At 55.4% G+C, this 19942-nt stretch carries 18 protein-coding genes and 1 pseudogene; 14 read left to right on the top strand and 5 right to left on the bottom strand.

All coding sequences use genetic code 11. The annotated features are described in order from the left end of the window. Nucleotides 1-34: 34 nt before the first annotated feature. Nucleotides 35-1105: a sulfatase-like hydrolase/transferase gene (locus GOW40_RS11020; RefSeq protein WP_171132353.1), complete on the bottom strand. Its 1071-nt coding sequence runs from the start codon at nucleotides 1103-1105 to the stop codon at nucleotides 35-37. Then, nucleotides 1057-1776 (bottom strand): hypothetical protein, encoded by a 720-nt coding sequence (locus GOW40_RS11015; RefSeq protein ID WP_171136623.1) that lies wholly within the window; start codon nucleotides 1774-1776, stop codon nucleotides 1057-1059. Before GOW40_RS11015 ends, GOW40_RS11020 begins: the two co-directional genes overlap by 49 nt. Nucleotides 1777-2090: 314 nt before the next feature. Here GOW40_RS11015 and GOW40_RS11010 point away from each other — a divergent pair, with 314 nt between their 5' ends. Both GOW40_RS11010 and GOW40_RS11005 read left to right on the top strand, forming a co-directional pair. Continuing rightward, the gene (locus GOW40_RS11010; RefSeq protein WP_171230967.1) at nucleotides 2091-3197 is read left to right on the top strand and encodes a saccharopine dehydrogenase family protein; all 1107 of its coding nucleotides are present in this window, start codon (nucleotides 2091-2093) and stop codon (nucleotides 3195-3197) included. Between the two features lie 18 nt (nucleotides 3198-3215). Continuing rightward, entirely contained in the window at nucleotides 3216-4712 is a 1497-nt protein-coding gene (locus GOW40_RS11005; protein ID WP_371731846.1) for an aldehyde dehydrogenase family protein, read from the top strand. Between the two features lie 35 nt (nucleotides 4713-4747). Here the strand turns inward: GOW40_RS11005 and GOW40_RS11000 are convergent, their stop codons facing one another. Continuing rightward, a complete protein-coding gene (locus tag GOW40_RS11000; RefSeq protein ID WP_171136622.1) occupies nucleotides 4748-6325 on the bottom strand; it encodes a DUF5928 domain-containing protein in 1578 nt (525 codons plus the stop codon). Nucleotides 6326-6466: 141 nt separating this feature from the next. On the opposite strand from GOW40_RS11000, the gene GOW40_RS10995 reads away from it, so the two are divergent. Beyond that, complete coding sequence (locus tag GOW40_RS10995; RefSeq protein WP_171132341.1) at nucleotides 6467-7285, top strand: sulfotransferase family protein; 819 nt, start codon at nucleotides 6467-6469, stop codon at nucleotides 7283-7285. A gap of 425 nt (nucleotides 7286-7710) precedes the next feature. Here the strand turns inward: GOW40_RS10995 and GOW40_RS22185 are convergent. After that, nucleotides 7711-8016 (bottom strand): annotated as a pseudogene (locus GOW40_RS22185) (transposase); the annotation flags it as partial. Between the two features lie 397 nt (nucleotides 8017-8413). On the opposite strand from GOW40_RS22185, the gene GOW40_RS10985 reads away from it, so the two are divergent. From GOW40_RS10985 to GOW40_RS10935, 11 genes are all read left to right on the top strand, one after another. Then, nucleotides 8414-8584 carry a Flp family type IVb pilin gene (locus GOW40_RS10985; RefSeq protein ID WP_171097742.1) on the top strand — a complete coding sequence of 57 codons (171 nt, stop codon included), beginning with the start codon at nucleotides 8414-8416 and terminating at the stop codon, nucleotides 8582-8584. Nucleotides 8585-8727: 143 nt separating this feature from the next. After that, nucleotides 8728-9543: a Flp pilus assembly protein CpaB gene (gene cpaB, locus GOW40_RS10980; protein WP_171097744.1), complete on the top strand. Its 816-nt coding sequence runs from the start codon at nucleotides 8728-8730 to the stop codon at nucleotides 9541-9543. A gap of 23 nt (nucleotides 9544-9566) precedes the next feature. After that, a complete protein-coding gene (locus GOW40_RS10975; protein ID WP_171136621.1) occupies nucleotides 9567-11135 on the top strand; it encodes a Tad domain-containing protein in 1569 nt (522 codons plus the stop codon). A 32-nt stretch (nucleotides 11136-11167) separates the two neighbouring features. Further along, nucleotides 11168-11647 (top strand): TadE/TadG family type IV pilus assembly protein, encoded by a 480-nt coding sequence (locus GOW40_RS10970; protein WP_217352282.1) that lies wholly within the window; start codon nucleotides 11168-11170, stop codon nucleotides 11645-11647. Next, a complete protein-coding gene (locus tag GOW40_RS10965; protein ID WP_171132335.1) occupies nucleotides 11644-12339 on the top strand; it encodes a TadE/TadG family type IV pilus assembly protein in 696 nt (231 codons plus the stop codon). The genes GOW40_RS10970 and GOW40_RS10965 overlap by 4 nt, the downstream gene beginning before the upstream one ends. A gap of 24 nt (nucleotides 12340-12363) precedes the next feature. Beyond that, complete coding sequence (locus GOW40_RS10960) at nucleotides 12364-13572, top strand: AAA family ATPase (RefSeq protein ID WP_171132333.1); 1209 nt, start codon at nucleotides 12364-12366, stop codon at nucleotides 13570-13572. A 14-nt stretch (nucleotides 13573-13586) separates the two neighbouring features. Continuing rightward, on the top strand, nucleotides 13587-14975 hold the full coding sequence (locus tag GOW40_RS10955; protein WP_171230964.1) for a CpaF family protein: 1389 nt from the start codon (nucleotides 13587-13589) through the stop codon (nucleotides 14973-14975). Nucleotides 14976-14978: 3 nt separating this feature from the next. Beyond that, nucleotides 14979-15950: a type II secretion system F family protein gene (locus GOW40_RS10950; protein WP_171132331.1), complete on the top strand. Its 972-nt coding sequence runs from the start codon at nucleotides 14979-14981 to the stop codon at nucleotides 15948-15950. Between the two features lie 10 nt (nucleotides 15951-15960). Beyond that, entirely contained in the window at nucleotides 15961-16962 is a 1002-nt protein-coding gene (locus tag GOW40_RS10945) for a type II secretion system F family protein (RefSeq protein ID WP_171230963.1), read from the top strand. 196 nt (nucleotides 16963-17158) lie between these two features. Beyond that, on the top strand, nucleotides 17159-18043 hold the full coding sequence (locus GOW40_RS10940; RefSeq protein ID WP_171136618.1) for a LuxR family transcriptional regulator: 885 nt from the start codon (nucleotides 17159-17161) through the stop codon (nucleotides 18041-18043). Then, nucleotides 18033-18518, top strand: coding sequence for a prepilin peptidase (locus GOW40_RS10935; RefSeq protein WP_171132325.1), 486 nt, complete (start codon nucleotides 18033-18035; stop codon nucleotides 18516-18518). The genes GOW40_RS10940 and GOW40_RS10935 overlap by 11 nt, the downstream gene beginning before the upstream one ends. 205 nt (nucleotides 18519-18723) lie before the next feature. Here GOW40_RS10935 and GOW40_RS10930 read toward each other — a convergent pair whose 3' ends face one another. Beyond that, nucleotides 18724-19884, bottom strand: coding sequence for an IS30 family transposase (locus GOW40_RS10930; protein ID WP_171133943.1), 1161 nt, complete (start codon nucleotides 19882-19884; stop codon nucleotides 18724-18726). Nucleotides 19885-19942 lie beyond the last annotated feature (58 nt).

The raw sequence follows: 19942 nt of genomic DNA, 5'->3' as shown, positions 1-19942 counted from the left end.
CGTGGAGATCTTCCCAACGACATCTAGGCTGCGATCACTGCTGTGAGTTTGCGGCGTCGGCCTGAACACGTTTGAAGTTGAGGAACTGCACGATGTCGGCAGCTTCGTTTTCCTCGAAATCGGCACCCTCAAAATGGGTTCTGTCACCGTTCAACGTAACGACCCCCAACCGTTCGCCTGAAAACACACTGAACTGGTTTCGATGGTCTCCGCGGCGATGCAGTGTGTATTTGGGCGCCGATGCGTTTTCGCCCCAGATCATGCCTCGGATCGGGCTGGTACAGGCTTTGGCATCAGCCAATGCCACGAGGCTGTTGGCAATGTCGACTTGGCTGAATTGCGTATCGACACGTTTAGAATCGGGGGCAAGAACCGGCCCGATCACAACAGCGGGTATTTGGGTATAGGCTTTTTCGTACCCGTATCTGTCGACCTCTTGGCCGAGTAACGGGCGCATCGCGCGATGATCACCCAAAACTATCAGATGGCCTGTTTCGAAAAAGCCAGCTTCTGAAAGATGGCGGTATAGCGCGCCGATTTGCCGGTCGACATAGCGGATAACCTGTTCTTCCGAGCGGATACCACTGTCTGGCGCGACGAACGGATGATGGCTGGAAGCCGTTTTCGCAAAGATCAACGTTGGCACGGTGGCGCCTTGTATGACGTCGATGATCCGCTCGACCAAAGCGGCATCGGGTGCCGCATCAAAATGATAGCGGGGCCATCCTTCATAGAATTTGGCTTCACTGCCATGGACCGTCTCGAACCCCAATGCGTCGGCCCATTCTCCGGTTGATGAAAACTCGAGATCAGAGGTGGTCAGGAAATAGCTGTCATAATTGTTTGCAGCGTATGCCGATACCACCGAGTCTTTTGCAGCCCTATATCCGGCGAAATGGGTGTTTCCTCCGTCGGTCAGGGTGTTCGGAGGATAGATCGGGTATTCGGCGGTCAACAGCGAAAGCTCGGCATCTTCGGTCGTAAAGCCGTTGGCCAGGAAATTGCCCAAGGCAAGGTTTTCACGGGCCAGTTTGTCAAGCTCTGGTGTCCAGTCATTCAGTCCGCTGAAAAACCCAGATTGATAAGACGAAAGGGATTCGACCATGTAGATAACCAAAGGCCCGGCAAGCCTTGGGGCGTCAGAGCATATCGGTTCGAATGGATCAGAAAGAGTGCCGCGAAACTCGGCACTATAGGCCCGAAACTCGCTAAGATCTGTCTGGTGTAGGAAATGACGTTCTGGAAAAGACGGTAATGCACATATCCGGTCTCGCGCATGTTCCAGACGAGGATGCCCGCAACCGCGACGACAATCCCCAAAGCTGTTGCCGTATGGTGACTGATCCTAGTACTTTGCAACAGGCGCCAGACACAGAAAACCGCGCAGCAAAAAGCCACCAAAGTCGATGCAATCGCGATCAGCGTAAGAGGTTTGAAGTCAAACAGGTAGGTCAGCGAGTAGGAACCAAACTTTCCAATGTCGGATACGGTCAAACGCTGCCCATATTGCTGCGAAATGAGGACATCGAGGAAGATCAAGCTCAGCAAGAAAATGGCCACCAGAAAGCACCCGACCGCTATGTTTTTCCGCCTCGATGCCGCGGAAACCAGCAGCAAAAGCAAGATCGGCACCAGCAGAATAAAGTCGTTTCGAAGCGTTTCAACGAACGCATGGCGTGGCGTTGAAGTCATGCTGGAAACAAGGAGCTCGACTTCAAGGGCGCGATAAAGGCTTGGGCCAAAAACGGCGCCCAAAACAATAATAATTCTTAACATATTCAGTTTTTTAATTCGATCTAACGTTTGGTTTCTAAAATCTGTGTTGCAATGGGATGCGCCGAAAAAAGACACGTTTGCGCAGGGTTAGATTAATCAGGCCACGCATTGGTCAATAGTTAACTTTCAACGATTAGGTGAAAAATTTTTGTGGTGATGTCTTATTGCGATACTTGCGTGACGGCGTAGGCGAGATGACATAAAGTCGAAAAATCCGACATATTGACGTTATTACCGGCCAATTCGTCACTGTGGTCCCTGCACCTCGGACATTTCGCGTCTCATACTGGAGTAAACGCGTAAGGAGGCAGCGCATGACCTGGAATATTTGTGTTCTTGGCGGTGGTAAGATTGGGCAGATGATCGCCACTTTGCTGAAGCAATCCCGCAATTATTCGGTGACGGTGGCAGACCATGATTTGACGGCGCTTGCGGCGTTCAAAATCATGGGCGTCCCCACTCGCCAGATCGACGCGACGGACGAGACCGGGCTGAAAGCGGCGCTGGAAGGGTTTGACGCGATCATCTCGGCGGCTCCGTTCTTTCTTACTCCGGCCATTGCAGCGGCTGCCAAGGCTGTAGGGGCACATTATTTCGATCTGACCGAAGATGTCGCGGCAACTGCCACCGTGCGCGCGTTGGCCGATGGCAGCAAATCCGCCTTCATGCCGCAATGTGGTCTGGCCCCGGGCTTTGTTGGTATCGCGGGCGCTGCGTTGGCGGCTGAGTTTGACCAGATCGACAGCCTGCATATGCGTGTTGGTGCCTTGCCGATGTTCCCGACCAATGCGTTGAAATACAATCTGACTTGGTCGACAGACGGGTTGATCAATGAATATTGCAACCCGTGCGATGCCATCGTGAATGGTGAACGCGTCAAGACCGCACCGCTCGAAGATTATGAACGGATCGGTCATGACGGGGTTGAATACGAGTGTTTCAATACTTCGGGCGGGCTCGGGACTTTACCGGAAACGCTGGAAGGAAAGGCGCGGGCGGTGTCCTACCGATCGATCCGCTATCCCGGTCACTGTGATATCCTCAAACTGTTGTTGCATGATCTCGGGCTCGCGCAGCGTCGGGATCTGCTGAAAGGCATATTCGAGACGGCATTGCCACGCACCGATCAAGACGTGGTTCTTGTCTATTGTACGGCCAAAGGCAAAATCGACGGGACCCTGCGCGAAAAATCTTTGATCAACAAAAGCTTTGCGCGCGACATCAACGGTCAAACCTGGAGCGCCATTCAGATCACAACAGCTGCAGGCGTGCTGGGCGCGGTTGATCTGATGCGCACAGGCAAGCTGCCGCAAAACGGGTTTGTGCGGCAAGAGCAGGTCCGGTTGGACGACTTCCTGAACACCGAATTTGGTCAGCTCTATCGGGCTGGCGATGTCACCGAACAGAACAAGGCGGCCTAAGCGATGAAAGATGTTGTTATGACGGCAGAGCAGATTTTGCAGAATTTGGGGTTGAGCGCAGCAGAGCTGACGGGTGGAACACTGGCCGTTACCTCTCCGATCGATGGCAGCCTGCTGGGTGAGGTGCATGAAACACCGCTGTCCGAGATGGATGCCGTGTTCGACCGTGCCAAGGCGGCGTTCAAATCCTGGCGCATCGTGCCTGCGCCCCAGCGCGGTGAGCTGATCCGCCTGCTGGGCGAAGAGCTGCGCGCGGCCAAGGATGACCTGGGCGCGCTGGTCAGTTGGGAGGCGGGCAAGATCACCTCGGAAGGTCTGGGCGAAGTGCAAGAGATGATCGACATCTGCGACTTTGCAGTGGGTCTGTCCCGGCAGCTTTATGGCCTGACCATCGCATCTGAACGCCCGGGCCATCGGATGATGGAAACCTGGCACCCTGCCGGGCCGGTTGGTGTGATTTCGGCGTTCAACTTCCCTGTTGCCGTCTGGTCCTGGAACGCGGCGCTGGCGCTTGTCTGCGGGGATCCGGTGATCTGGAAACCGTCAGAAAAGACTCCACTGACGGCGATGGCCTGCCAGAAGATCTTTGAGCGTGCAGTGGCGCGGTTCGGCGATGCGCCCGAGGGTCTGCTACAGACACTCATTGGCGGTACGCAACTGGGCGAGGCGTTGGTGGCCAGCGAACATGTCCCGGTGATTTCGGCAACCGGCTCAACCCGGATGGGCCGTGCGGTGGCCCCGGTTGTAGCATCGCGTTTCGGCAAATGCATTCTGGAATTGGGCGGCAACAATGCAATGATCGTCGGCCCCTCGGCTGACCTTGAAATGGCGGTGCGGGCCATTGTGTTCTCGGCGGTTGGTACGGCCGGTCAGCGCTGTACCTCGCTGCGGCGGTTGATCGTCCACAACTCGATCAAGACCGATCTGGTTGCACGTTTGAAGAAGGCCTATGCCGGATTGCCCATCGGCAACCCGTTGGCCCAGGGCACATTGGTTGGTCCTTTGGTTGACGAGGCCGCAGGAGCCGCGATGACCGCCGCGCTGGAGGCTGCCAGAGTCCAAGGCGGCACCGTTTTTGGCGGCAATCGTGTCACCAGCGGTGTGCCGGACGGGGTCTATATGGAACCTGCGATTGTCGAGGTGCCAGGCCAGACCGAAGTGGTTAAGACCGAGACCTTTGCACCGATCCTCTATGTCATGGGCTATGACGATTTCGATCAGGCCGTCGACATTCAGAATGACGTGCCCCAAGGCCTGTCATCTTGTGTTTTCACCCTGAACATGCACGAGGCCGAGCAATTCCTAACCGCAGCCGGGTCTGATTGCGGGATCGCGAATGTCAATATTGGCCCATCTGGGGCCGAGATTGGCGGCGCGTTTGGCGGTGAGAAGGAAACTGGCGGCGGACGCGAAAGCGGCTCGGACGCCTGGAAAGCCTATATGCGGCGGCAGACAAATACGGTGAATTATTCAGCCGAACTTCCGCTGGCCCAAGGGGTCAAGTTCGACATCTGAACCAATGGCCCGACCGATTTGGACGTGGTCGGGCCTTAGTCGGCAAACAGATAATCCAGGCGCATGATGGCCTGCGCTGTGTCAGATGGCAGGCCCAGAAATCTAGCAACCGCGCGTTCATTCTCGGCGCGGTTCGCGGTTTCGCGCAGGCGCAAATAGCCGTCAAACTCGGCTCGCCGGATCAATTCGGATTCGTATGCGATATCGTTGCGCAGTGTCGGCAGCAGGTGGGCCACCGTTTCGGGCCGGCTGTTTTCACCGGTCAGGCCGACCCTTCGGGCATGCCCGGTCAGGTAGTCATCGGAATAGCTGCATTCAACCTCGAGGATATGGGTGCGGACCTGGTCGGCACAAAAGTCCTGAATGACGTCCAGATTGGCGGGATCGAGGCAAATCACCAGTTGATCAGACTTGAAATTCTCAAACAGCATACGCACAACGGCGCGCCGATGCCGCGAGCGTTTCAACAGAGTGGTCTCGATCCCGCCCAGATCGGGGAGGGGCGTTTCCTCTTCGTTGAAAAGGTATTCGATACAGGGAATGTTGGTTTCCGAAGCGATCTGATCGACCAGCCGTTTGGCGACGTGCCACTTCTTGCAAACTACAAGATACAGATCCCGTTCGGGCCCGAGTGTGTTGTTCGCTTCCCAGAACCGTTGGCCAAAGCGCCGCCCAACCCTGCCGCGACCGGTAAGAAAGGCGTGTAGATTTCGCCCTTCGTTCGAGATCTGAAAACTGACCCCTTCCTGCGCGTAAAGCTGGCCCAACCGTTCTTTCATCTCGCGTGCTTCAGGACTGATCTTTCGGGCGAACAGATAGTCCTGGCTGAGCAGTAAATCGTAGTGATCGTTGTAGAACGTAACCGGCATACCATAGTCGGAAAACATCAGGAACGTCAGCGTGCGGTTCTCGATCTCCTGTTTCGGAACCAGATGGCGGACCAGGGTTTGAAAAAACGTCTCGTCCGGTATCCAGGTGGTCGAGAAAAAGCGGATGATATCGCGGCGTTCGCGCAGCAGCTTTTGGATCATCTCGATTGTTCGGCGCCGCAGACACCACCATTGGCTGCCAATCATCACTTTCAAATCACCGGGTATTTCACGTGTCAGGCCCAGTTTCTTTTGTGCCTCATAGCTGGCGTAAAACCGGCCCGCCTGCGTTCGTTCGTTGAAATAGTGGCGATAGATCAGCCGGTCTTCCTTCATTCCGGTCTTGATCCAGTTGCTTTTGAAAAAGTCGTGGCTTTCGATAAAGTCGAGATCGTGCCGGTCCAGAAAATCATGCGTATATTCTGCCGTCTTGATGGCCATGCAATCGCCGGACAACATGTAGAAATGCGTGGCCCGGGGGAACGCTTCGGTTGCCGCATCTATGGCATGAAGCGTGGCTTGTACCAAAGACCACGCGCCCCAGCCGCATTTGATCCGTTTGGCCGCAAACGCAACATTCGGGTTTTCACGCAATGCGTCGCGGATGCGTTGATAATCTTTGGCGGATGCGCGCACATCGAAATGGATGGAGATGCAGTCCCCCACCGCCGTCAGTTGCTGAGCCTGAGCAATGATAGCGTCGGGGTCTTTGTGGCATAACAAGATAAAGGCAATTTTTGCCATTGGTTTGCGCTATTTCCGTTTCTGCCCGTTTGCACCCGTGATACTGAGGATGAGCGATTGAATAAACAGAATATTTTTGATTTTTTGTGTGTATAGGCCAAGTGTCGGACTGAGATCCGTTGGCATAAGGAGGCGCAGTTAATGGGGTTTCCCGGGACATGGATGACCGAAAGTCAAAGCATGGTCTACCGTGTGGTGCCCAAATGCGCCTGCTCGACCATTGGTCAGATCATGTACTATTCGGATCATGGTGTCTTTTTCGACGGCGACATCCACGATGCATCAGAGGGGCTGCACAAGTGGTCCTTTGAGAACAGCAAATCCCCGATTGCCGAGAATGTCCGTGGGCATAGCTCCTACACATTTACCTGTGTGCGCAATCCCTACACGCGGATCCTGAGTTCGTTCTTCGACAAGATTTGCGGCATTCAGCGCAACGGCAAGCGATACCGGGGCAATCTCGTGCCCAGCCTGATCTATAACTATGGGATTGAGGTTGGCGGGGATGACGGCAAGGGAGAGTTCGACCAGATCGCCAGCTTTCGTCGGTTCCTTCTGTTTGCGCGCGATACGATACGGTGGCGCCGCCCGATGGATCCCGACATTCATTGGTCGGCCATGTCGGGCCATGTCTCGACGCTGATCGTGAATGGCGGGCGTTATGACCGGATCTTTTGGACTGAAAAGTTCAACGACGGCATGCAGGGCGTTTTGGATCAGGTGCAGACCGAGCATACAATCACCTTGTCAGATGTGCCGCGCTTCAACGAATCCGAAGGTCATGGGCCAAAACGCGCACATCCGGTTGAGGATTTCTTTGACGATCTGTCCATGCATCTGGTCTACGAGATCTACAAACCGGATTTCGAACTGTTCAAATACGATTTCGAAAACCCGGCGAACAAATTGCCGATCGGCGAAATCGACCTGGACGAAATTCATGCCAAACTGGGGGACTGAGAAGCAATAGGTGCCCACGGCAGAGATCTATCTGCGTAGAACACGATTTGCACGTGAGTGTCTGCTTGGAGCCCAGATTGGCCAATGCTGCGCGATACCCCAATGACCGCAACGCGGGGGCAAGCAGACTTTGAAAAGCCGACTGCAGACCCAATGCGTCCGGATAGAAAGAGGCATGAAACCGCGTCAGCTCCAACGTTCAATGACATTCGCATCTCGCGTGGCTTTAGAAGCTTGAAACTCCCTCAGGCCCGAGAGATGAAACCTGCTTCTTTGAGTTGACCGAGATGCAATGCATTCGTAGACCGCGCAAGGTTCGAAAGGTGAGCGAGGTCGGACCGTGTCGCATCAACTTCGGGCTGCCGATCAAAAAGATTGTCTTTCACACGCACATCTGCGAGCCGCAAGAGAAAATAGTGAGGCGCTGAGTAGATCAGAAGATGCAGCGGGCCGCTGCCCGCCACGATACGGAAGATTCACCTTCAGCGTTCTTTGACGGCGGCACAGGGTACTGAAATCAGGCACAGCACAGTCCAAGCCATTCAGCCGCAGGTGACTACCCACGAAGCCCGTGTTTTGCCTCAGCGGCAACCCGACAAAACCTTCAGGGTCAAACACGCTTGGAATGCGGATTCGCTGAAACTGTGGCGACGATCGCGCTTGCCTTAAGGTAGCGGTGTCCAATCCACCTCTGGATCAAACCAGATCGAGAGCAATCCTCGTGTTTTCAATGCGGCATTGCACGAAGGCCAGTACCCGGTCTTCTACTTCGTCCGGGCCCAACTGGTCGAATCTCTTAGCTATCATGCTGCATTCATGAGGTGAATCCTTCAGCCCATTTGTGCAGCAAAGCAGCTTGGCTCCAGAATTGGCGACCCGTCAGTTGGGAGAGAATCACGATTCTAGGCATTAGGATTCCGGTAAGGAATCAGGCGATTTCATGACAAAGAATCGACCAAACCGCCAAATCTTTCAATCTAAGCGTGTATTTCTCCGTGGTTTGGAGGATGCGGCGTCCTGATCGCGGGACCTAACCTTGTGGAAGGCTCCGTCGGTATGGAGGGGGTTAGAACGCCGCAAATTTGGGCGGCATCCACGAGTAACTAGTGAGTTAACTAGGAGAGTATGATGTTGAAGCTTTATGTAATGATGAAGACCATGGCACGTGACGAAAACGGCGCGACCATTGTGGAATATGGCGTCGCTCTGACAATCGTCACGGCGATTGCAGTTGCTACCCTGACTGCTTTGGGCAACGACGTTAACGCTCAGTTCACAGACGCTGAAACCCTGATGTAATGAACTGACCGAAGACAAAGCACGCGGTGCGCTCAGCCCCGCGTGCTTATCGTCCCCGAATTTTTTCTTGATCCGCTGGCAAAGTGCAACCGCTCAGATCGGTTCATTCGATAAACGCCAGGAAATAGCTGAAGGAGCACCAGATGAGACTCTCTGCCATTTTCACAGCATTGACGGGCCTTGTCGTAGCCGGAGGGTCCGTTTACGTCGCTCGGGATTACATTCAATTCGATACACAGTCCGCAAATGTCGAGGCCGAGAGCGAGATGGTGAGCGTGGTCGTTGCATCGCGCGATATTTCGTTTGGCGAAGAAATCGAGCCCGGCGCGCTGACGACCATTGACTGGCCCCGTGGTGCTTTACCCGTGGGCGTCTTTACAGATTACGACGACCTGATTGCAGCGGCCAGCATGCCGTCCCGTCGCGCCCGTCGCGCAATTGCTCAGGGTGAACTGATCCTGAACAACAAGGTTTCCGACTTTGGTGAAAAGGTCACCATCGTTCAGACGCTGGGTGCAGATCATCGCGCCATGGCCATTGAAGTTGATGCCGAAACCGCCGTCGGAGGCTTTGTCACCCCGGGTGATCGGGTCGATGTGGTAATGACCACTGGCGAAAAAAGAGACATGCACGCTGTCACCATTTTGCAAAACATTAGAGTCATTGGTGTTGATCAGGAATCTGACGAACAGACCGACCAACCCGTTGTTGCGCGCACGGTCACTGTTGCTGTTACCCCGGATCAAGTACAGCGCCTTGCTCTGGCGCAACGTGCCGGTCGGCTGAGCCTGACCTTGCGGTCCATTGATGACACAGAAGACAAGGCGCTGACCATGACGCGGCTGAACGATCTTCTGATTGATGAACCGGTTGTTGCGCAGGACATCAAAGAACCGGTGCGCAAAACGATAATCCGGGTCCGCCGCGGCACCGAAGTGACAGAATCCGTCATCAACTGAATCGACCAAGGAAGGTTTCGACCGTGTCCCTCGCGCAATTCATACGTCAATTCCGTAGCTCCGAAGACGGCGCGATCCTGGTCTTTGTCGCGGTGGCCCTGTCGGTCATGATCGGAATGGCCGCCCTTGCATTCGACATTGGTCGGGTGACCACCACTCAGTCGGAATTGCAGAGCTTTGCGGACAATGTTGCCCTTGCGGCTGCGGGGGAACTCGATGCTCGCCCGGATTCAATCACCCGCGCCACAAATGCGGCTGCAAACATGATCCGCGACCGTCAAAGCTTTGGCGTTCGGAACAAGGATCAGCTGTTGTCAGGCGCTACGGATTACCAGCTGCGGTTTTACGAAAACCCGCCGACAACTGCGACTGATCCCGCCCAACCCGCGCAACTGCTGGATTCGACCGATCCGGCCAGCGGACCGAAAGCTGCATTCGTTCGGGTGACCGTCGATACGCACGAGGTCGGTACTCCGCTCGCGGCGGCAGCGGCGGCTTTGTTGGGCAATGCGCAGCCCTTCTCGAGCGTCAATGCCGAGGCTGTGGCAGGGTTCACCCTGATGGCCTGCGACATCACCCCTATGTTCATTTGCCTGCCGCAACCTAGCCTCGATCTGACCGAAGGCCAGTTGGTTCGGATGGTAAGTCAGGGCGGCAATGGCCATTGGGGTCCCGGAAACTTTGGTTTTCTGTCTTCTAATCAGACTCTGGCCATCGACGCGTCTGGTGCCTGCGAACCAGCACCAAACGGTCAGGAAGATTCTTGTGCTCTGGCCGCATCGCGCGCTGTTTCCATGTGCTTCAGCCAAAGAGGTGTTGAAACCAGACCGGGTCTGAGCGTGGGCAACATGGTGGCTGGCTTTAACACACGTTTCGACCGGTTTGATTCCAGTGCCAAACAGTTCAGCAACGGCGCGCGCTACGACGTCGACAATTTCGCTTCTTCTCCGCATGTCCTGGACGGTTGGATCACAGCAGGTAACGGAAACAACTGCACCAGCCAGCAGTCGCCCACTTATGATGCTAACGGGATCCTTGATCCGGCCGCGACCGTTGGGCTACCGCTTGACGATTGTTTTGCCAGCGGCACTTGCCCGACGCCTCGTATCGGCAACGGCGTTTTCACTGCTGGTCTTAACGAATACCTGACGATCAACTATGGCGCAGATTTCAGCGGCCCTGTCCCAACCGGTATCCCGTCATGGTTCCCGACTGGTGGCACCCGCTATGACATCTACAATGCTGAGGTCACCAACCAGGTCGCTCTGGAAGCTATCCTGAACGCCGGTGGTAAAGCTGAAAGCAGCATGCCTTCATGCCAACCCCCTTCTACCGGTCGTGCTGATCCTACGCGCCGCGTCATCACCGTCGCCGGTATCGATTGCGCAACGTTTGCAGACGAGCTTAACGGCGGATCGGGTACGATTCCGGTCACCAGTTTCATAGAGATGTTTCTGATCCGCCCCTCTGAATCCGGCAGCACCGGTGCCAACGCGGTCATCTATGGTGAAGTCATTCAGACCGTATCGGACGGCGTTGGCGGAGCCGGAGTCGGCGGCATCGTTCACGATCTGGTTCAGCTTTACGAGTAATGATCATGTTTGGTGCATCCCGTCATATCAGAATGACCCTCAACCGGTTCCGCAATGACCAGTCCGGCGCGGCGTTGGTCGAATTCGCGATCCTTTTGCCGATCCTGTTAGTGACATTTGCCCTGATCGTCGAAGGGGGACGGATTTTCTGGTCCTATCAAAATGCGATCACGGGGGTTCGGGACACTGCCCGTTATGTTGGCCGGATCGCCCCGTCGGACCTGTGCACTGCTTCGCCAAGCGCTGCTATCGGCGATTTTCAAGCCGCTGTATCAAACACTTTGACTTCACTTTCGACCACCGACATTGCCGTAGGTCTAGACTCTCTGTCCCTCGAATGCGTTGGCAACGCAGGTGAATACCGCGTTTCGCCCACACCGGTAGCCGTACTGACCGCGTCACTGACGATTTCAAATCTGCCATTCACGCCCCTGTTCCAACTGGTCGGAGGCTCGACAGCGACGCAGATCCAAACCACGATCACAGATCGCAGCCGGGTGTTTGGACCATGACCCGCCGCATTCACAAGATAACCCGCGAAATGTCGCGACTTGGCCGTCAGGAAGATGGGTCGACGATCACTGAGCTTGCCTTTGTCCTGCCGTTGTTCCTTTTGATTTTCCTGGGCCTAATAGACTTCGGCAGATTGGCCTTCCACTACGTGGCTGCTGAAAAAACGGCACAGGTCGCCGCTCGGATGGCTGCAGTGATGCCACCCGCATGTGGCGGTGTTCCAACAACCAACAGCCGCGGCACCTATACCGATATCACCGGCCCGCGCTTCGGAACCAATTGCAGTTTCGCATCGGGCGTTTGTGTTGAACCGGTCGCAACCGTATGCACCGGAGCGGCGCCCGCGAATGCAGCGGCGCAGACCACCGTGACCGACATCTGGAACATGCTTCAGTTTGCCGTTCCCAACGATCCCACCGCAACTTTTGACGAAAGCAACGTCACGTTCACTTACGAGTTCGACCCGGAAATGAATTTCCTGGGTGGCCCTTATGTACCGATGGTCACGGTGACAATCGAAGAACTTCCATTCCGGTTCGTCTCTCCGTTGGGTTCGATCGCAGCGCTGGTTTTGGGCGGCTCAACGCCACAAACCGATGCGCTGACCTCCGCGACAACGGGCTTCAAAATATTTTCCGACTTTAGCGCAACCCTTCCTGGTGAGGACCTCGCCAGCGGAGTCAACGGTTGAATTTCTAATCATGGGAGCTGAAGAATGACGCAAAAATCATTAGCCCTAATCTCTGACAATGAGGCGATTAAGAATTCAGTCGCCCAGGCCGTCGACCGGTTCGACGATCTTTCGCTAGAGACACATTCCGGGACCTTGTCTTCGGTAAACGGTCGCGCCTGTGATCTGATGGGTAACAATGACCTGCTGGTGTTCAGCTTTTCAGGCGAATTGGATCTGGAAACTGTCAGCGATCTTCGTCGCAGCGCCGGTTCGCGCGGTACCTTGTTGGCACTTAGCGACGGTGACATCTCATTGACCGAAGCGCGTGCGCTGAACAAATCGGGTGTGGATGAGATTCTGCCCTATCCCATCGGGCAGGACGAACTGGCCGAACAGATTCAACGTCTGACGGTCGACAAGTCTTTGCTGCCGACCATTTACTCGCCGCAACCGCAGCGGCTGGGACAGATCATCAGCGTATGCCCGGCCCGTGGTGGCATCGGTGCGTCGACGTTGTCCATCAACCTGGCCGACCAGTTGCAGGGGTATTCCGGCATCTTCCGGAAAAAGACGCGAAACAAGGTCGCCGTCGTAGATCTGGATTTGCAATTCGGCACGGTCGCGACGTCATTGGACTTGCAGCCTTCTTCCGGGCTTTTGAGAATGGCCCAGGATGGGGTCATGCCGGACCGGACGTTCCTTCAGCAATCTCTGGTTCAACATGCGTCCGGTTTGGAAGTCCTGAGCGCGCCCGAGGAATTCATTCCTCTGGATGTTCTGACACGCGAACAGGTCAGCGCGTTGATCGAGACTCTGCGACTGGAATTCGACTTTGTCGTCATCGATCTGCCTCGTTTACTGGTCGATTGGCTGGGCGCAGTTGTGACCGCGTCCGACCGGATGCTGATGGTGGGCGACAGCTCGGTCTCTTCGGTGCGTCAAGCCTGCCGTTTGATTGAATTCTTCTCAAAAGAGCGGCTCGAACCTCCGGTTGAGATCGTCATAAGCCAGGAAACAAAACCGACATTCCGGTCAAGCCAACATGTCGAGGCCCAAAAAGCGCTGGAACGCGAATTGGGCTTTTGGCTGCCAAGCGACGCGCGCCACGCAAAGCAGGCGCTGGATCGGGGTCAACTGCTATCGCAGGCCTCAGGCAGCTCTGCCTTGTCCAAGGCGATCCGCACAATGGGTCGGAAAATCATGAATGAAGCCATGGTCAGCAAAACCGACCTCAAAAACAACGCAGCCTAATTGGAGTCAAAGGGATGTTTGAAAAGTTTACACGCGCCGGGCGAACCAATGAGGCCGAAGTCATTCAGCTGAACCAGCATGCTGATCAAATGGCCAAGGACATTCAGCCAGACACTACAACGGAAGATACCGAACTCGCAGACTGGCTTGAGCTAAAAAGCACGTTGCACGCGGCTTTGCTGGAACGGTTGAACCTTTCCGTGATAGAAAAGGTGGAAAAGGACGTGCTACGGCGCGAAGTCGCCGGGGTCGTTGGAGGTGCTCTGTCCCAAACTGGCAGGCCGCTGAATACCGAAGACTTCAACCGCATCGTCGAAGAACTTCTGGACGAAATTCTGGGTTTTGGCCCATTGGAGCCGTTGCTGGCCGATCCAACGATCAATGACATTCTGGTTAACGGTTATCAGACGGTCTATGTCGAACGCTCGGGTCTACTGGAACGCGTGCCGGTGCGGTTCCGCGATGAAAAGCACCTGCTGCGGGTTATCGACAAGATCGTCAGCAAGATCGGGCGGCGTGTCGATGAACGGCAGCCTTGGGTGGATGCCCGGCTGGAAGATGGCAGCCGTGTCAACGCAATCATCCGCCCCTGTTCGATTGATGGCCCCAGCGTTTCAATCCGTAAATTCGCGCAGTCAAAACTGACGATGGAAAAGCTGGTCGCAAGTGGGGCTCTGAACGATGCCGCCGCGCGGTTCCTGCAAGCGCTGGTATACGCGCGCCTGAACGTTCTGATCGCCGGCGGGACGGGGTCGGGGAAGACAACGATGTTGAACGCCCTGTCTTCGTATATCGACCATGGCGAGCGTGTTGTCACCATTGAAGACGCAGCAGAGCTGCAACTCCAGCAGGAGCACGTTGTGCGACTGGAAACACGCCCGCCATCTCCGTCTGGCGACGGCCAGGTCATTCAGCGTGATCTGGTGCGCAACGCGCTGCGTATGCGCCCCGACAGGATTATTGTCGGTGAGGTTCGCGGAGCGGAGACCTTCGACATGCTTCAGGCCATGAATACGGGGCATGACGGCTCGATGACGACTGTACATGCGAACTCGGCACGCGATTCATTGGGCCGCTTGGAGCAGATGGTCACGATGACGGGTATCGAATTTCCCGCCGCAGCCATTCGATCCCAGATCGCGTCGGGGCTGCACTTTATTGTGCATCTGTCGCGGTTGGCGGATGGGTCGCGCCGCGTCACCAGCATTTCGGAAATAACCGGGATGGAAGGTGAGATCATCACGATGCAAGACATCTTCGTGTTCCAGAAGGAAGGCCGCGCGGAAAGCGGCGAGGTACTTGGTCGGTTTGTTCCCACCGGGATTCGCCCGAAATGCTATGACATGCTCACCGCTGCTGGCGTCGATCTCGAACCCGAGACTTTCCGAGTATCAGGAGGCTGAAGCATGACCAGTATTAACACAGCCGAACTTCTTAACTATCTGACGCTGGCTTGCGTCTTCGTCGGAATGTTCATGCTGATTACCGGTGTGTTCCACTTTGCCCGTCGCGGTGAAAACCACGCCGAGGCCCGCAACCGACGAATGCGCATGGTCCGGCAAGGCGTTACTGATGAAGATCGGCTCGCCTTGCTGCTTCCCGAGACCCAGACAGGGTTTTTTGCGAAGATCCCGTTTTTTGGGAACTTGCCGGATACACTAGTTCAGGCGGGACTGCATGTTTCAGCTAAGAATTTTGTGCTGCTTTGCCTGTTTGGCACCTTGGCGATCGCAACCGTCGGTATGATGTTTCTGCCGCCCTGGCAGGCGGCCCCGATCGCACTCATCATAGGTGTGCTTATGCCTGCTTTGGTGGTGAAATCGCGACAGACTGAACGCCAAAAAGCTTTGACCAGTCAGTTGCCCGATGCGCTAGAGCTAATGGCGCGAGGCCTGAAAATTGGCCACCCGGTCAACACCTCGATCAAAGCCGTTGCGGACGAGATGCAAGACCCTATCGGGACCGAGTTCGGCATCATTTTCGACCAGATCAGTTTTGGCGACGAATTGCCCGACGCGGTTCAGGACTTTGCTGACCGAGTCGGTTCGGAAGATGCACAATACCTGGCGGCAAGCATGGCAATCCAACACGGCACAGGTGGCGATCTGGAGCGGATCGTGTCTGTTCTGGCCGCCGTGGTCAGACGGCGCATTGCATTGCGTGCGCGGATAAAGGCTATTTCCGCAGAAGGGCGCCTGTCCGGGTTTCTTCTGTCGATCATTCCGCTGGTGATCATGGGGGTAATGTCGATCAACGCACCGGGATATTACACCGATATCAGCGACGATCCCGCATTCATCAAACTTGCTGTGCTGGTTGTCGTTCTGATGGTCTCGAACGTAATCATCCTGCACAAACTCGTCAATTTCCGTATCTGAGGGCAGTTTCATGGAACATATGCTGGAAATCATGTCGTTGCGTTTCGGTCTTCCAGCCGAAACAATTCTGCTGACCATCTTTGGCGTTGGCGTGTTGCTGGTATTCGTTGCCGTAACCTCGGCACTAAGCCGCCGCCATCCTGCGGCTGTCCGCATCGCCAATCTGCGTGCCCAAAGATATGGAGCCCGCAATGATCGTGGACTGTTGCGGGAAACCATTGCTACCCCAAAAGGCCTTTTTAAAGCAGCGCTGCCGAGCAAAGAGTCTGAGCGGCGCAAGATCGAGGAGCAGCTTATTCAGGCCGGGCTGACCGGCCGGAATGCCCTGCGGATCTATGCGCTGACGCGAGTATGGCTTGGGATTTTCGTGCCGATGATTCTAGGTCTGCTTATTGTTGCCTCAAGAACTCCTGGCATTCCCGTTCCCAGTGCGATTACAGGCGTTTTTGAATCCATCAGCAAAGCCAACGCCATACAGCTTATCGGTGTGCTGACGGCCGTCGGATATTTCCTGCCAGCAGCCTGGCTGAAGCATCGCCGTAAGGAACGTCAGCAGCGTATCCGCGACGCGTTTCCAAATGCCCTCGACTTGTTGCAGATTTCGCTTCACTCCGGTTTGGGCTTTGATGCAGCTATGACCCGGGTCGGAAACGAACTCGCGCTGGCCTCCCCTGATCTGGCATTTGAGTTTCTGAATACACAACACGAGATTCAGGCTGGGCGCCCCCGCGCAACCGCGCTGTCTGACATGGCGCGGCGTACAGGGGTTGATGAAATCCAGTCATTTGCCACAGTCGTCCAGCAATCCATTCGCTACGGAACGAGCATGTCCGAAGCCCTGACCACCTATGCATCGGAAATGCGGGATTCCCGCGAAACCAGGGCGCAGGAGCTGGCAAATCAGTTACCAGTAAAGATGTCGGCCGTTCTGGCTGCACTGATGCTGCCGACGCTGATAATCATCACCGCCGCACCTTCGATGATTCGATACTTCCGGGGCTTTGGGGCTTAGAATTCGTGCTCGGTTCCACTGCAATAACGTATTCAAACAGGCCGTGTTTCCAAAATGAGAACAAACAGAGCTCTTGTCGCGGAACTTTTTTGCTCGACTTAGGCTGATATGGCTAAACTTTTAAGCAGTTAAGTGGAGTCCGGCCACACAAAAAAATCGAGACACAATCGACGGGTGGGGGCGCTTGTCGAAAGGGTTGATCGGGTTTCGGTCAATGTTAAACGGTATGAATGGTATGTTTTCGGCGCATCGTTTCGCGCCAGATGCAATGGCACCGACTTCAGAACTTCTTAAAGTCGTAGCGGTCCTTTGCCAGGCCTCTCAGGGGAAAGTCCCATTGCTAAACGCATTGCGTGAAACGGCTCGCGCGATTGATGCCGAAGTGGTTGCAATCAGCCGGGTCGACCTGCAAGGCAATCAGAATTCGGCAAAAGTGCTGAGCTACGACGCCAATCACAAGACGCCGGACAGTTTCAGCGGCTTCGACTTCTGCATCGCGCCTGCGATCTGCGGCGACAACATGAGCCGGGCCAAACTCGGGTCGGCTTGGTTCGGCAAGCTCGATGACCTTTCCGAATACGAACATCTGTCAGAGTTCTATGAGTTCCGCAGATTTTACGAGTCCGTATCCATTTTGCTGGAAAGACAAAATGGTGTCGCCGACTTTCTGGAATTGCATTTTAACCACCCCATCTCTTCGGCTCTGGTAGATATTCTGAGCGTTCTGGGCCCTGTTCTGTCGGATTGCTGGAAGAAAAGATCTCTTGGTCGGTTTTCCGAAGCGAAGCTGAAGAACACACGCCGAAAGCTTATCAAGAAAGAACCAAAAAGCATTTTGTCTATGGACAACCCTTGTCGGCTGAGTCGCTCGGAGTATCGGGTTTGCCTGTTACTGGCGCGGGGACTGAACAACAACGCCTTGTTGTCCGAGTTGTCGATTTCAATTTCGACACTGCGTACGCATCTTCGCAATATCTACGTCAAAACAGAAACATCCTCTCAAGCCGAATTGATCCATGATTTGTTGACCCCGATGGTCAAGCGCCAATCGCCGACTGCGAGTAGCAAAAATGTCGCCTGAAGTCGCGCAGTTCGTCCCTTTGATCGTCATCACCCCGCTTTTGGCTGCAATGGCATGGAATGACCTGAAGAACCTCAAGATATCCAATAGGCTGGTGCTGACTATGCTCGCCGCTTTTGTCCTCTCCACGCCCGTGTTTCTATCCTTCCACGAGACGTTATACCGCGCGGTCTTCGGCGTCGGCGTATTTGTCGTTGGTTTTATTGGTTTCACGCTGCGCCTGTGGGGTGGAGGCGACGTAAAGGCAATCGCCGCGCTGATATTGTTTGTGCCCAGCTACTTTCTTTTGCTGTTCTTCTATACTTTCACCCTGTCCATGGTCGTGGGCATGCTGTTTGTGATCACAACCCGCTCGATAATTGGATTTCCGGAATGCCGCTGGCTCGCATTGCGACCAAAAGCCAGCTATCCGATGGGTGTGTCGATAGCCATGTCGGGTATGTTATTGCCCTTGGTGGCGATGGGTTTGGGGTAGAACTTTAGGGTGGTCTTAGGCCTCATAGCCAAAAAAACGGTTGCAGGACCGCTTTAGCAGAAAGGAAGGCTCTCCAATTTGCGTCTGCAAAGAATGTCCGGATGCCGCCCTCGCGCCGGATGCCGGGCATCAATTCAGTGGCTGCAAAGGGGCTTAACGTCGTCATTAGGTGCTTGGGTGCGAACAGCTGCTTAGTCCTGCCGATTCAACTGATCGCCGCAACACACTCTTGGAACTTCTCTGCGGGTGAGAAGTAATTCAAGGTCTTTCTGGGTCTTTCGTTGAGTTCGCGGGCGACGGTATCGAGATGCTCTTGGGTGTGCACGGAGAGGTCCGTGCCTTTCGGGAAGTACTGGCGTAGGAGACGGTTGGTGTTCTCGTTGGTGCCGCGTTGCCACGGGCTGTGGGGATCGCAGAAGTAGATGTCGAGATCGGTCGCCAAGGTCAGGCTCTTGTGATCGGCCAGTTCCTTGCCTCGGTCCCATGTCAGCGTCTGGCGAAGTTCTCTGGGCAAATGCTGGACCTGTGCGGTAAGTGCAGCCACGACAGTCTGCGTTTCTTTCCCGCCTACCTTGGCAAGCATGACATAGCGGGTGCGCCGTTCCACCAACGTCGCGATGAAGCTGTTCTTTGAACCCGCTATGAGATCGCCTTCCCAGTGGCCAGGGATGGCGCGGTCCTCGACGGCGGCCGGACGTTCCCGGATCGAGATTGCATCCTTGATTTGACCAAGCCCATCGCGCTTCAGGCTCGCATGACGGGATCGACGGATGGCTCGTGTTGCGCGCAGATGGGCCAGCAGCTCTTTCTTCAACACACCGCGGGCCTGGATAAACAAGCTTCTATAGATCGTCTCGTGGGACACGCGCGCGCCTTCGTCGTTGGGATGCTCGCGCTTCAACCAACCTGCAATTTGCTGAGGTGACCACTTGCGCACGAGTTTCTCTGCTATTGTCTGACAGAGCTGCGGCTGCCCCGCCAGCTTGCAAGGCTTTGGCCGCTTGGCCCGATCCCAGGCCGCCAGGTCTGCGCTGGCCGCGCGATAGACGCGTCGACCGCCATTGCGACGCACCTCCCGGCTGATTGTTGAAGGCGCTCGACGAAGCTGACGCGCAATGGAACGAAACGACAGCTTGGCTTTCAGGCCCCGAGAGATCTCTTCGCGTTCCGCCAGCGTCATTGCCAATCGCGAGCGCCGCCTCTCAGGCGGGCGGATACCACCTGTCCGTGCCAGTAGCGGATAGATTGACGATGAGTTCCGATCGAACAACCGACCGATCGAGCTCATCGACTCTCCGCGTTGCCAGCGATCCCAGATTTCCGCCTTTTGTTGGTCCGTAAAATAAATCCGACGTCGATAAGCCATTCCAACACTCCATCTTTGCTCTCAAAGTGAAGTGTTGCGGCGATCCATTGAGACCGCC

This window comes from Ruegeria sp. HKCCA6707, from assembly GCF_013033515.1.
In the GTDB taxonomy this organism is placed as follows: domain Bacteria; phylum Pseudomonadota; class Alphaproteobacteria; order Rhodobacterales; family Rhodobacteraceae; genus Ruegeria.
This window is presented reverse-complemented; position numbering and strand designations above follow the sequence as displayed.